Genomic DNA, 13,497 nt, shown 5'->3' on the forward strand with positions numbered 1-13,497 from the left:
CCATGGCTCAGAACACGCGCACCGTTCCGGCGGGTACGCCCACCAACGTCACGCAGAAGCACAACAAGGGCGGCATCGGCGAGTCCACCCTCCGGCCGGACGGCACCCTCAAAGTCACCGGCGAGTTCGCGTACTCCTCGGACATGTGGCACGAGGACATGCTCTGGGGCCACACGCTCCGCAGCACCGTCGCGCACGCCGAGATCAAGTCGATCGACATCTCGGAAGCACTCGCGATGCCCGGCGTCTACTCCGTACTGACCTACGACGACCTGCCCACGGAGGTGAAGAACTACGGCCTGGAGATCCAGGACACCCCGGTTCTCGCCCACGGCAAGGTACGTCACCACGGTGAGCCGGTGGCCCTGGTCGCCGCGGACCACCCGGAGACCGCGCGGCGCGCCGCCGCCAAGATCAAGATCGAGTACGTCGAACTGCCTCTCATCACCGACGAGGCCTCGGCGACCGCACCCGACGCGATCCTGGTCCACGAGGGCCGCGACGACCACCACATCGGTCATGTCCCGCACCCGAACATCGTGCACCGCCAGCCGATCATCCGCGGCAACGCCGACGAGGCCGCCAAGCGCGCCGACGTGATCGTCAAGGGCGAGTACACCTTCGGCATGCAGGACCAGGCGTTCCTCGGCCCGGAGTCCGGCCTCGCCGTCCCCTCCGAGGACGGTGGTGTCGAGCTCTACGTCGCCACCCAGTGGCTGCACTCGGACCTCCGGCAGATCGCCCCCGTCCTCGGCCTGCCCGAGGAGAAGGTCCGTATGACGCTCTCCGGCGTCGGCGGTGCCTTCGGCGGCCGCGAGGACCTGTCGATGCAGATCCACGCCTGCCTCCTGGCGCTGCGCACCGGCAAGCCGGTCAAGATCGTCTACAACCGGTTCGAGTCCTTCTTCGGACACGTCCACCGGCACCCGGCGAAGCTCTACTACGAGCACGGTGCCACCAAGGACGGCAAGCTCACGCACATGAAGTGCAAGATCGTCCTGGACGGCGGCGCCTACGCCTCCGCCTCCCCGGCGGTCGTCGGCAACGCCTCCTCCCTCTCCGTCGGCCCGTACGTCGTCGAAGACGTCGACATCGAGGCGATCGCCCTCTACAGCAACAACCCGCCCTGCGGCGCCATGCGCGGCTTCGGCGCGGTCCAGGCGTGCTTCGCCTACGAGGCACAGATGGACAAGCTCGCGGCGAAGCTGGGCATCGACCCGGTGGAGTTCCGCCAGATGAACGCCATGGAGCAGGGCACGCTGCTGCCGACCGGGCAGCCGTGCGACTCCCCGGCCCCCGTCGCCGAGCTGCTTCGCCGCGTCAAGGCCAGGCCGCTGCCGCCCGAGAAGCAGTGGCTCGCGGCCGGCGAGCAGGCGGACGTCCGTGCCCTGCCGGGCGGTCTGTCCAACACCACGCACGGCGAGGGCGTCGTCCGCGGTGTCGGCTACGCGGTCGGCATCAAGAACGTCGGCTTCTCCGAGGGCTTCGACGACTACTCCACCGCGCGGGTGCGTATGGAGGTCATCAACGGCGAGCCGGTCGCGACCGTGCACACCGCGATGGCGGAGGTCGGCCAGGGCGGTGTCACCGTCCACGCCCAGATCGCCCGGACCGAGCTCGGCGTCACCCAGGTGACGATCCATCCGGCCGACACCCAGGTCGGCTCGGCCGGTTCCACCTCCGCCTCCCGTCAGACGTACGTCACGGGCGGCGCGGTCAAGAACGCCTGCGAGAACGTCCGCGAGAAGGTCCTGGAGATCGGGCGGGCCAAGTTCGGCTCGTACCACCCCGCCTGGGCCACCGCCGAGCTGCTGCTCGAAGGCGGCAAGGTCGTCACCGACGCCGGCGAGGTCCTCGCCGACCTGGTGGACGTACTCGAGGGCGAGGCGGTCGACCTGGAGCTCGAGTGGCGCCACCGCCCCACCGAGGCCTTCGACCTGGTCACCGGCCAGGGCAACGGCCACGTCCAGTACTCCTTCGCCGCACACCGCGCGGTGGTGGAGGTGGACACGGAGCTCGGCCTGGTGAAGGTCATCGAGCTGGCCTGTGCGCAGGACGTCGGCAAGGCGCTCAACCCGCTGTCCGTCGTCGGCCAGATCCAGGGTGGCACCACCCAGGGCCTGGGCGTCGCGGTCATGGAGGAGATCATCGTCGACCCGAAGACCGCGAAGGTGCGCAACCCCTCCTTCACGGACTACCTGATCCCCACGATTCTCGACACGCCGACCATCCCCGTCGACGTACTCGAGCTCGCCGACGACCACGCGCCGTACGGACTGCGCGGTATCGGCGAAGCCCCGACCCTCTCGTCCACCCCGGCCGTCCTCGCGGCGATCCGGAACGCGACGGGTCTGGAGCTCAACAGGACCCCGGTGCGCCCCGAGCACCTCACGGGTACCTGACCCCCCCGCCTCTCCGGGCGGTGCGCCGCGCTTTTGCGGAACGTCACACTTCCCGCCCGTCGCACCGCCCGGAGAACCCCAGGACCGCACCGCTCGTGGTTCTGGGAACCCAGCACCACCCATCCCCGCAGTACTCGGCATCACCCAGTTCGTCTCGGGCCGTCCCCCGGGTCGTGCAGCCAGCGCACCATCCCAAATCCCGCAGCTTCCAGTCTTTATGCGGGTGCCCCTGTGAACCTTGGGAGTAGGCACCATGACCCAGCAGTCCCTTGAGCCCAAGACCACGGCGGAGGACGCCGGCGCGGGAACGCGCCAGCCCGCCGGACGGTCTTGGCTCGACCGGTATTTCCACATAACCCAGCGCGGGTCGACCCTCGGACGGGAGGTGCGTGGCGGCATCACCACCTTCATGGCGATGGCGTACATCATCCTTCTCAACCCGGTGATTCTGTCGGTGCCCGATGCGGCCGGACAGCGGCTCGACGGTGACCAGCTCACCACCGCGACCGTCTTCGCCGCCGCTGCCACCACCATCGTGATGGGCTTCATCGGCAATGTGCCGCTGGCCCTCGCCGCGGGACTCAGCGTCTCCGCCGTCATGGCTTTCCAGGTCGCTCCGGAGATGACCTGGGAAAACGCGATGGGCATGTGCGTCATCTACGGCCTCGTGATCATCCTGCTCGTCGTCACCGGCCTGCGTGAACTGATCATGAACGCCATCCCCCTGGCACTGAAGCACGCGATCACCATGGGGATCGGTCTGTTCGTCTGCCTCATCGGCCTGGTCCAGGCCGGCTTCGTCACCTCCATGCCCGGAGACGGCGGTATCGCGGGCGCCAAGCCCATCCAGCTCGGCACCAGCGACATGCTCACCGGCTGGCCGGTGCTCTGCTTCGCGGTCACCGTGCTGCTGATCTTCCTGCTGCAGGTCCGCAAGGTCCCCGGCGCGATCCTCATCGGCATCGTCGGCGGTACGGTCTTCGCCGCGGTGGTCCACCAGTTCGCCGGCCTCGACAAGGGGGCCTGGGGCGGTCTGAACGCCCCTGAGATCACCGGCTCCATCGTCAGCACGCCGGACTTCGGTCTCTTCGGCAAGGTCTCCTTCAGCGGCATGGGAGACGTCGGTGGCATCACCGTCGGCGTCATCGTCTTCACCCTGGTGCTGGCCGGCTTCTTCGACGCCATGGGCACCATCATCGGCATCGGCCAGCAGGCCAACCTCGCCGACGACAAGGGCAAGATGCCCGGCCTCAACAAGGCCCTGGCCATCGACGGTGCGGGCGGCGCGATCGGAGGCATCGCCGGTGCCTCCGGCCAGACCGTGTTCGTCGAGTCCACCGCGGGCGTCGGCGACGGTGCGCGCACCGGCTTCGCCAGTGTCATCACCGGCCTCGCCTTCACGCTCTGCCTGTTCTTCACCCCGCTTGCCCAGGTCATCCCCACCCAGGTGGCCGCCGCTGCGCTCGTCGTCATCGGATCGATGATGCTGACCAACGCCAAGCACATCGACTGGAACGACCAGGCGACCGCCATCCCGGTCTTCCTGACCACCGTCCTCATGCCCTTCACGTACTCCATCACCGCGGGCATCGCCGCCGGAGTCATCGCCCACGTCCTGATCAAGGCCGTACAGGGCAAGGTCCGCGACATCGGCTGGCTGATGTGGGTGCTGGCCGTCGTCTTCCTGGCCTACTTCGCCCTTCACCCGATCGAGGGCTGGCTGGGAGTCAAGTAGTTCCCCTCCCCTACACACACCCTGAGGAGACCGACATGCTGGACATCGCCGAAGAGCTGAACCGGTGGGTCGAGCAGGGCCGCGAATTCGCCGTCGCCACCGTGGTGGCCGTCGGCGGCAGCGCGCCCCGGCAGCCGGGAGCCGCACTCGCGGTGGACAGCGAGGGCACGGCGATCGGGTCGGTCTCCGGAGGGTGTGTGGAAGGGGCGGTGTACGAGCTGTGCCAACAGTCGCTGGAGGACGGCGAGACCGTCCTCGAGCGCTTCGGCTACAGCGATGACGACGCCTTCGCCGTGGGCCTGACCTGCGGCGGCATCATCGACATCCTGGTGACTCCGGTACGTGCCGACGCCCCCTCCCGGGAGGTTTTCGCGGCCGCGCTGTCCGCCGCCGCCACCGGCGGGGCGGCCGCGGTCGCCCGGATCACCGACGGACCGGCCGAGGTGCGGGGCCGCGCGATCCTGGTCCGGGCCGACGGAGCGTACGAAGGCTCCCTGGGCGGCCACCCGGAGCTGGACCGGACCGCGGCGGGCGAGGCCCGCGCCCTGCTGGACGCCGGCCGCACCGGCACGGTCGTCATCGGCGAGGACGGCAGCCGCTGCGCACAGCCGCTGACCCTGCTCGTCGAATCGAGCGTCCCGGCCCCCCGCATGATCGTCTTCGGTGCCATCGACTTCGCCTCGGCGCTGGTACGCGTCGGCAAGTTCCTCGGCTACCACGTCACGGTCTGCGACGCCCGCCCGGTCTTCGCGACGAAGGCCCGCTTCCCCGAGGCGGACGAGATCGTCGTCGACTGGCCGCACCGCTATCTGGAGTCGACGGAGGTGGACGGCCGTACGGTCCTCTGCGTCCTCACCCACGACGCCAAGTTCGATGTCCCCCTGCTCGAAGTGGCCCTCGGACTCCCCGTCGCCTACGTCGGCGCGATGGGGTCCCGCCGCACCCACGAGGACCGCAACAAGCGGCTGCGCGAGGTCGGCGTCACCGAACTGGAACTGGCCCGCCTGCGCTCCCCGATCGGCCTCGACCTGGGGGCGCGTACGCCGGAGGAGACAGCGCTGTCGATCGGCGCCGAGATCGTCGCCAACCGGCGCGGCGGCAGCGGAGTCTCCCTGACGGGAGCGCACACCCCGATCCACCACGACGTCCGGCAGGCCCCGGTGGACCGGATCGCCTCCGTCGCCTGACCGCCTCCGCCTCCGTCGCCTGACCGGCCCCGGGCCGGCGCCGGGCCGGCGCCGGCTACGGTCTGCCCTCCTCGTCGCGCCGGGAGCGGGCATCCGTACCCGCCGCCGTCGCCTCGGCCCAGTCGGTCCTGTAGTACTTCAGCCGTCCGTCCTCGGAGACCAGACGCATGCCGACGGAAGCCATCACGCGCTGGGACGCGATGTTGTCGTGGTCGGTGTCGCCCATCACGCAGGCGATCCCGCGTACCCGGGCGAACAGCAGCAGCCCCCGCAGCGCCTCGGAGGCGTACCCCCTGCCCCGTACCGCGGGGATCAGGCCGTAGCCGACCGTGACGCTGCCGTTCTCGTCCGGAGCTCCGTGGAAGCCGAGGCCGCCTATCGCATGCCCGTCCTCGCGGCGGCGGATCTCGTACGCACCGAACGGCTGGGGATTCCCGCTGCTCGCACAGGTGCTGAGGAAGTGTCCGGCCCCGGTCACATCACCGTCGGCGGGGTATCCGGGTGCCCATCGGTGACCGTCGTCCGGCTCGCCCGCCACCAGCCGTTCCGCCTCGCCGATGCTGAGGGGATGAAGCACGAGCCGCGCCGTCACAAGATCGTCCATGGCAGGGAGAGGTATCACGCGCGACGGCAGGGCCGCACCGGGATTGCCCGGCCGGGGTCGGTGTCGGCCGTCCGGGCGAGCTTCCGGCACCCCTGCGGTGGCCGCTCGTTGGGCCCGGCATGATCTCTGCTCGACGTGCACTGCTCGTCTCCTCGGCGTTCACCGCCGCCGCCCTCATGACCCTCCTGACGCCCGGCAGCGCGGGCGCCCGGTTCGCCCCCGATGTCGTCACGATCGACCCGGTCGGGAAGGTCGCCCCCAACGGCACTCTCACGCTCACCGGCACCTACCAGTGCTCCGTGTCCCGCACCGAGCCGGTTTTCGTCGGCTCAAAGGTGACCCAGAACGGCGCCCAGGCCAATGTCGGCGGCACCGTGGCGACCTGCGACGGGCGGGAACACATCTGGAGCAACACGGGCGACACCGCAGGTGACTTCAGGGCGGGAGTCGCGGTCGGCGAGGCCACGCTCCTCGCACTCGAGCCGTCGGGCGCACTGATGCCCGTCCTGGTCGTGGTCGCCACCGACTACCGCGGCCTGAGTCTGCTGCGGGGCCAGAACTTCCCGAGCTGAAACGGGACTTCACGTACGCCGGCGGCCGCTGGTCCGGGCGCCGGCGGTACGTGTCGATGTCCCGGCCCCAGACGGCCACCGGGTCAGAGAACGTCCTGGCTGATGCGCCGCGCCACCACCAGCCGGCAGCGAGGGCTGCCGTCGGGCAGCCGGCCCAGCTCCCGCAGCGGCTGGAGCTCCACCGCGAACCCTGCCCCCGACAGTTCGGCCACCACATCCGGCAGCCGGAACGTGCGGTAGTACATGACGAAGCGCGGGTGCCACAGCAGATTGCGTACGCGCATCACCGCGTCGAAGCCCCACATCGTCCAGTAGGCCCGCGAGCCGACCCGGGGCGGAGCCGGAACGGGAAAGACGAACCGGCCGCCGGGCCGCAGTGCTCTGTGCACCTGCGCGAACAGCGCGGGCCGCTCGCCGGGCAGGAAATGACCGAAAGCCCCGAAACTCACGGCCAGATCGAAGACCGGTGCGAAGGGAAGAGCGCGTGCGTCGGCCCGTACCCAGTCCACCGCCGGTGCGCCCGGGGCATCCGGCAGAGAGGATCTGGCGGCGGTCAGCATGCCCGCGCTGAAGTCGACGCCGGTGATCCGCTCCGCGCACAACTGCCGCAGCACTCCCGTTCCGGCTCCGGTGCCGCAGCAGATGTCGAGCCCTGCCCGGAACGGCCCGAGCGGCCGGACGGCGCGCACCACCGCGTCCAGCAGGTGATCCGGCGTACGGAACGGAGTCTGGTCGAACTTCGGTGCCAGCAGGTCGTATCCGTGCTCGATGGAGGAGAGTGCCTGCACGGTGAGTTCGCGAAAGGTGGGGCCCAGAGGTGTGAACATCACTGTTCAGAGTAGCCACATGGCCACCGCAGACATCGTGTGAGGCGGTACCGCCTTTCGTATGTTGCAACGAGGATCTTTTCCGCAGCCCCCAGTGGGGCTTAAATGTGACCCTGACCGGCTTCGCCCGACGGTCACTGCGCTCCGTCCCGTGCGGTTCGCCCAGCGTATGCGGGAGGTGTACAAAGAGGACATGGCCGGACACTACGGCCGCCCGCGCTCGGTTCTGAGGATGCGAACTGTCGCAGGTCAGGTCTTTCTCCTGCAGGTGGCGATCGTGGTGTTGCTGGTCGCTGCCGCCATGGCGGCGCTCGTGCTGCAGTCCCGGGCCGACAGCGAGCGCGAGGCGACCAACCGGTCGGTCGCCGTCGCCGAGACCTTCGCCAATTCGCCCGGCATCGAGGCGGCGTTGAAGAGCCCCGATCCCACGGCGCTGCTGCAGCCGCGGGCCGAAGCGGCCCGGAAGCTGTCCGGGGTCGACTTCATCGTCGTGCTGGGTACCGACGGAATCCGCTACACCCACCCGCTGCCCGACCGGATCGGCAAGCAGTTCGTCGGCAATCTGGAGCCCGCGCTGAACGGCGCCGTGGTCACGGAGAAGATCACCGGGACCATCGGACCCCTCGTGCAGGCCGTCGTCCCCGTCACCGGCCGCGACGGCACGGTCGTCGGTCTGGTGTCCGCCGGGATCACCATCGACCGGGTCAGCGGGGTCGTCGAAGATCAGTTCCCCCTTCTGTTCGGGGCCGCCGGAGGGGTGCTTCTCGTCACCACGGGCGGGACGGCGCTGGTGAGCAGTCGTCTGCGCCGCCAGACCCATGGCCTCGGCCCGGCAGAGATGACGCGGATGTACGAGCACCACGACGCGGTGCTGCATGCCGTGCGGGAAGGGGTGCTCATCGTCGGCGGGGACGGCCGGCTGCTGCTCGCCAACGACGAGGCGCGCCGGCTCCTCGGTCTCCCGGCCGACGTGGAAGGAGTCCCGGTCGCCGACCTGGGGCTCGCCCCGTTCACCGCCCGGCTGCTGGCCTCGGGGAGGATGGCGACCGACGAGCTGCATCCGGTCGGCGACCGGCTGCTTGCCGTCAACCAGCGCTCGACGGACCAGGACGGCGGCCCGCCCGGCAGTGTCACCACGCTGCGGGACACCACCGAGCTGCGGGCGCTCACCGGCAAGGCCGATGTGGCGCGCGGGCGCCTGAAGCTGCTGTACGACGCCGGTACGGAGATCGGCACCACCCTTGATGTGGTGCGCACCTGCGAGGAACTGGCGGAGTTCGCCGCGGCCCGCTTCGCCGACTTCGCCACCGTCGACCTGGTGGAGGCCGTGCTGCGGGGCGAGGAGCCGACCGCCACGGGCGCGGGCACCGAGATGCGCCGTACGGCCTTCAGCGGTGCCCGCGAGGACACCGCCCTCTACCCCCTCGGCAAGCTGATCCGCTTTGTGCCGTCCACACAGCTGGGCTCCGGCATCCGAAGGGGCGAGGCGGTCCTCGAGGCGGATCTGACCGCCTTCTCCGGCTGGCAGGAGCAGGATCCGGTACGGGCCCGGAAGCTCGTCGCGCACGGAATCCACTCGATGATCGCGGTTCCGCTGCGCGCCCGCGGTGTCGTTCTGGGTGTGGCCATGTTCTGGCGCTCGACGAAGCCCGAGTCGTTCGAGGAAGAGGATCTGTCCGTCGCCGAGGAGCTGGTCGCCCGCGCCGCGGTGAGCGTCGACAACGCCCGGCGGTACACCCGAGAGCACACCATGGCGGTGACGCTGCAGCGCAGCCTGCTGCCGCGCGGCCTTCCGGAGCAGAACGCCGTCGACGTCGCCTACCGGTATCTGCCCGCCCAGGCCGGCCTCGGTGGACTCGGCGGAGTCGGCGGCGACTGGTTCGACATCATTCCGCTGCCCGGCGCCCGCGTGGCGCTCGTGGTCGGCGACGTGGTGGGTCACGGACTGCACGCGGCCGCCACCATGGGGCGGCTGCGCACGGCCGTGCACAACTTCTCGACCCTGGACCTGCCGCCCGACGAACTGCTGTGGCACCTCGACGAACTGGTCGCCCGTATCGACCAGGACGAAGCCGCCGACGGCGTCGACGCGGCAGTCACCGGAGCCACCTGTCTCTACGCGATCTACGATCCGGTGACCGGGCACTGCACCATGGCACGGGCCGGCCACCTCCAGCCGGTGATCCTCCAGCAGGACGGCACGGCAGCGTTCGCCGAGGTGCCCGGCGGCCCGCCGCTCGGGCTCGGCGGACTGCCCTTCGAGACGCTGGAGTTGCATCTGCCGAAGGACAGCCGCCTGGTGCTCTACACCGACGGGCTCGTCGAGGACCGTGACCGGGACCTCGACGAGGGGCTGACGCTGCTGCGCCGCACACTGGCCGACCACGCCGACCGGACGCCGGAGGACACCTGCGAGGCCGTGCTCCAGGCGCTGTTGCCCGAGCAGCAGCGCGACGACATCGCGCTGCTCGTCAGCCGTACCCGTGTCCTGGACTCCGGCCGGGTGGCCGACTGGGACGTGCCGCCCGACCCTTCCGCCGTGGGGCGGGTACGGGCCGCCGTGGCCCGCAAGCTGGCCGAATGGGGCCTGGAGGAGGAGGCGTTCACCACCGAGCTGATCCTCAGCGAGCTGGTCACCAACGCCATTCGCTACGCCTCCGGCCCGATCCGCGTACGGCTGATCCGCGACCGCAACCTGATCTGCGAGGTCTCCGACCACAGCAGCACCTCCCCCCATCTGCGGCAGGCGGCGATCACGGACGAGGGAGGCCGCGGTCTCTTCCTCGTCGCGCAGTTCGCCGAGCGCTGGGGGACGCGTTACACCGCGGACGGCAAGGTCATTTGGACGGAACAGCCCCTGTCGGCCAACCGCCCGGCGGACAGCGCACACGGGGTGGCCGAGGACAGGGTGTGACCCCGTTCCCGGGACCGGGCGGCCGTGGTCGCACGCCGCGAGGCTGATCGGGAAACGGGAGTCATGTGAGTCGCAGAAGCCGACCACCAGCGGAGATGACCGAACGTTACCGTTCGAAGTGCGAGGGTGACGAGGCACTGGTTCGCTGAAGGGAACCGCTCTCCCTACCTTCAAGGAGCGACGATGAGCGTTGCAGGCGAATCCCGAGGCCGTGCGCAGCAGATGCGCGAGAAGGCCCAGCAGCTGTCCGAGGCCGCGGAGCGCGCGAGCGACCCGCAGGAGCGTCAGAAGCTCCAGGAGAAGGCGCGACGGCTGGAGGAGCAGAGCAAGCAGGAAGGCATGGGCGAGCAGGGCCGGCTCCCTGAGTGACGCACCTGCTTTTCGCGAGCCGATGGCCTCCGGTCCTCCTCAGGATCGGAGGCCATCGGCCCCTCTGCTCACAGCAGGCTGCTCACACCGCCGACGTCTCACGCAGCCGGCTGCGCCTGCCGTCGGCGTCGCGCGGAAGGACGCCACCGCATCAACCTGGTGGCCACGGCGGCGTATGCGATGCCGACAAGAAGTGAGGCGGCCAGCGCCACCACCGCGAACTGGTCGTCGAGGCGCGGGAAGACCTGCCAGTGCGTCACATAGATGTACAGCGAACTGCTTGCCAGTACGCCCGCAACGCGGTTGACGGAGGCCAGACTCGGCAGGTTCCGTACCCACACCAGCAGCGCCAGACCGCCTATGATGACCGCCTCCCTGGCCGGCTGCCCGAAGAAGCCCGGCACCGTGGCCAGCGCGGCCGCTGTCACCAGCAGCCGCTGCCGCACCGTGGTTGCTCTCGCGGCCGCCCAGCCGATCGCGAACAGCCAGAAGACGGTGATCGCCAGCGGAATGTGCCCCCGGGCATCGAGGCCGAGCAGGTCGTAGCGCCCCACCAGCCCCAGGGTCATCAGGGCGGTGGGGAGGGCGAAGGGGAACCGTCTCTCCACGCGGTCCACTGCCGGAACGCTCAGTACGGCGGTCATGGCGACCAGCATGTAGACGAGTGCCTCGATGAACCAGAAGCCGTCGTGTTGGCCGAGGAGGCTGGTGAGCAGCAGAGCACTGGTGAGCCGGTAGTCGTCGGTGACGAGCAGCATCAGGGCGAGCCAGGCCATGCTCGGAACGGCGATCCGCGCGATGCTCCGCCAGGCCGTCCGGATACGTTCGCGGCGCTCCGCCGAAGTGAGGTGGAAGCGGGCGAAGTTGTACCCCGCCACCCCCAGCAGCACATGCGCGCCGCCCTTGACCGTGAAGAGGTGGATGTGCGAGCCGACGATCGCGACGATGGCGACGGCCCGCAGCGCGACACTCGTCTCCAGGGTCCGGCGGCGGGTGGCGGCCTTCCGCACGGGCTGCTCGAGCTCGCGGATCGACAGCGTGTGCCAGTTGTCCGGGAGTTGTCCGAGCGCCTCTTCCAGGTTCAGCGACATCTCGACGTACGACAGCGAGTCGCCGCCCAGGCTCACAAAACTGCTGTCCTCGGTGACGTCGTCCCTGTCGAGGATCTCGGCGTAGAGCCGACGCAGATCCGCAGGGCCCGGGTCCTTGGAGTCCGTGTCCTTGGAGTCCGTGTCCTTGGACCTGGAGTCCGTGTCCCCGGAGCGCGTCAGTTCCCGTACGGCCCGGTAGTCGGGTTTGCCCGTGGTGAGCCGGGGCAGTTCGGCCAGGACGCGGACCCGGACCGCCCTGGCCGGCAGGCCGCACTCACGCGTCACCAGCCGCCGGACGTGCCCAGGGTCCGCGGCGCCGACCACGGCCACGGTGAGTTCGTCGTCCCCGCCGATGCAGCACGAGGTGAGGGCGTGCTGCTCGAGCAGGGCCTCGACCCGTTGGGGGTCGATCCGCAGGCCGAGGATCTTCGCGAATCGGCTGCGCCTGCCCACCAGTTCGTACAGGCCGTCAGGTGTGCGCCGGGCGATGTCCCCGGTGTGCAGCTCGTCGACGGTCCGGCCCAGACCCAGATCGTCCGGGCCGTCCGCGTAGCCGAGCATGACGTTCGGCCCCGAGTACACCAGCTCGCCGGCGTCCGGCTCGGGCGGGTCCGGGATCGGCTGGAGCCGGAAGGATCCGCCCGGCACCGGGACACCGATGGACTGAGGGCGGGTCGGTGCGAGATCCGGCGGCAGGTAGGCCATGCGTGCCGTCGCCTCGGTCTGGCCGTACATGACGAACAGGTCCCAGCCGTTCTGCTGTCCCAGGGCGGCGAATCGGGCCACGCGCTCGGGCGCCAGCCGTCCCCCGGCCTGAGTGACGTACCGCAGATGGGGCAGCCGCATGTCGGCGAAACCGACCCGGTCCAGCAGCTCGAAGGTGTACGGCACGCCGGCGAACGTGGAGCCGTGGCTGTCGCGGAACAGCTCCCAGAAGCAGGAGTCGGCCACCGAGAGGTCGGTGAGGATCAGCCTCGCGCCACGGACCAGATGGCTGTGGATGACGGACAGGCCGTAGCAGTAGTGCATGGGCAGCGTCGTGGCGGCGCGGTCGCTGTCGCGGATGCCCAGGTACTGGGCGATGGACTCCGCGTTGGCCTGCAGGTTCTCGTGCGAAAGGCGGACGAGCTTCGGCGAGCCCGTGGAGCCGGAGGTGCTCAGCAGCAGCGCGAGGTCCGGGTGCAGGTCATGTGCGGATATCGCGCGCCGCTCCTCCAGTACCCACTCGCCGTCCTTGGGGCGCACCACGACGTCCGGGTCGTAGGCGGCGACCAGCGACCGTACGGCTTCGGTGTTGTCACCGGGCACGAGCAGGACGGGGTGACCGGCGGACAGTGCGGCGAGGTGGACGACCAGGGCGTCGACGGTGTGGGAGCCGACGAGCATCACCAGCCGCCGTTCCCGGCCCAGTCGCAGGGCGGCCGCCCCCACGCGTGCGGCGAGCTCTCGGTAGGAGACGGTGCCGTCGGGAGTGATGAGGGCGGTGCGGCTGCCGTGGGACGCCAGGTCACCGGCGAAGGCCACGGTCCGGCCGCCGGGGAGCAGGTCAGCGGGGACTGTCACGGGCGCATCTTAGGAAAGGCTTACTTTATTGGATAGTCACGGAGAGGTCACGGATGATCCACAGTGAGTTCATGGCGCATTGACGGGTAGGGTCGGCTCCGCCGTCCGCCGAGTGCTGCCAAAACGTTGCGTACGTCACTCTTGACGATTAGGTAAGCTTTACCTTATTCATGGGGCGTTCAAGGTTCCTCCGCGGCACCGCTTCGCCGCTCGCTCCCGACGACGCGACGTGC

The 13,497-nt window shown here is 69.9% G+C and carries 9 protein-coding genes; 6 read left to right on the forward strand and 3 right to left on the reverse strand.

Annotated features, from left to right (window positions below):
* The first annotated feature begins 2 nt into the window (after nucleotides 1-2).
* The 3 genes from OG883_RS09470 to OG883_RS09480 all read left to right on the forward strand — a co-directional run bounded on the left by OG883_RS09470 (nucleotide 3) and on the right by OG883_RS09480 (nucleotide 5,324).
* Nucleotides 3-2,402 (forward strand): xanthine dehydrogenase family protein molybdopterin-binding subunit, encoded by a 2,400-nt coding sequence (locus OG883_RS09470; protein ID WP_266537615.1) that lies wholly within the window; start codon nucleotides 3-5, stop codon nucleotides 2,400-2,402.
* A gap of 253 nt (nucleotides 2,403-2,655) precedes the next feature.
* Nucleotides 2,656-4,137: an NCS2 family permease gene (locus OG883_RS09475; protein ID WP_266537618.1), complete on the forward strand. Its 1,482-nt coding sequence runs from the start codon at nucleotides 2,656-2,658 to the stop codon at nucleotides 4,135-4,137.
* A 35-nt stretch (nucleotides 4,138-4,172) separates the two neighbouring features.
* Entirely contained in the window at nucleotides 4,173-5,324 is a 1,152-nt protein-coding gene (locus OG883_RS09480) for an XdhC/CoxI family protein (RefSeq protein ID WP_266537620.1), read from the forward strand.
* A gap of 55 nt (nucleotides 5,325-5,379) precedes the next feature.
* Here the strand turns inward: OG883_RS09480 and OG883_RS09485 are convergent, their stop codons facing one another.
* On the reverse strand, nucleotides 5,380-5,928 hold the full coding sequence (locus OG883_RS09485; RefSeq protein ID WP_266537623.1) for a GNAT family N-acetyltransferase: 549 nt from the start codon (nucleotides 5,926-5,928) through the stop codon (nucleotides 5,380-5,382).
* 119 nt (nucleotides 5,929-6,047) lie between these two features.
* On the opposite strand from OG883_RS09485, the gene OG883_RS09490 reads away from it, so the two are divergent.
* Nucleotides 6,048-6,500, forward strand: a complete 453-nt coding sequence (locus tag OG883_RS09490; RefSeq protein WP_266537626.1) for a DUF6299 family protein — start codon at nucleotides 6,048-6,050, stop codon at nucleotides 6,498-6,500.
* Nucleotides 6,501-6,583: 83 nt separating this feature from the next.
* Here OG883_RS09490 and OG883_RS09495 read toward each other — a convergent pair whose 3' ends face one another.
* Nucleotides 6,584-7,327 carry a class I SAM-dependent methyltransferase gene (locus OG883_RS09495; RefSeq protein WP_266537629.1) on the reverse strand — a complete coding sequence of 248 codons (744 nt, stop codon included), beginning with the start codon at nucleotides 7,325-7,327 and terminating at the stop codon, nucleotides 6,584-6,586.
* Between the two features lie 193 nt (nucleotides 7,328-7,520).
* Here OG883_RS09495 and OG883_RS09500 point away from each other — a divergent pair, with 193 nt between their 5' ends.
* Nucleotides 7,521-10,241 (forward strand): SpoIIE family protein phosphatase/ATP-binding protein, encoded by a 2,721-nt coding sequence (locus OG883_RS09500; protein WP_266537632.1) that lies wholly within the window; start codon nucleotides 7,521-7,523, stop codon nucleotides 10,239-10,241.
* A gap of 183 nt (nucleotides 10,242-10,424) precedes the next feature.
* Nucleotides 10,425-10,610, forward strand: a complete 186-nt coding sequence (locus OG883_RS09505; RefSeq protein ID WP_266537634.1) for a DUF6381 family protein — start codon at nucleotides 10,425-10,427, stop codon at nucleotides 10,608-10,610.
* Nucleotides 10,611-10,708: 98 nt separating this feature from the next.
* On the opposite strand, the gene OG883_RS09510 is transcribed toward OG883_RS09505, so the two are convergent.
* Nucleotides 10,709-13,264 carry an AMP-binding protein gene (locus tag OG883_RS09510; protein WP_266537636.1) on the reverse strand — a complete coding sequence of 852 codons (2,556 nt, stop codon included), beginning with the start codon at nucleotides 13,262-13,264 and terminating at the stop codon, nucleotides 10,709-10,711.
* Nucleotides 13,265-13,497 lie beyond the last annotated feature (233 nt).

Source organism: Streptomyces sp. NBC_01142 (assembly GCF_026341125.1).
Lineage (GTDB): Bacteria > Actinomycetota > Actinomycetes > Streptomycetales > Streptomycetaceae > Streptomyces.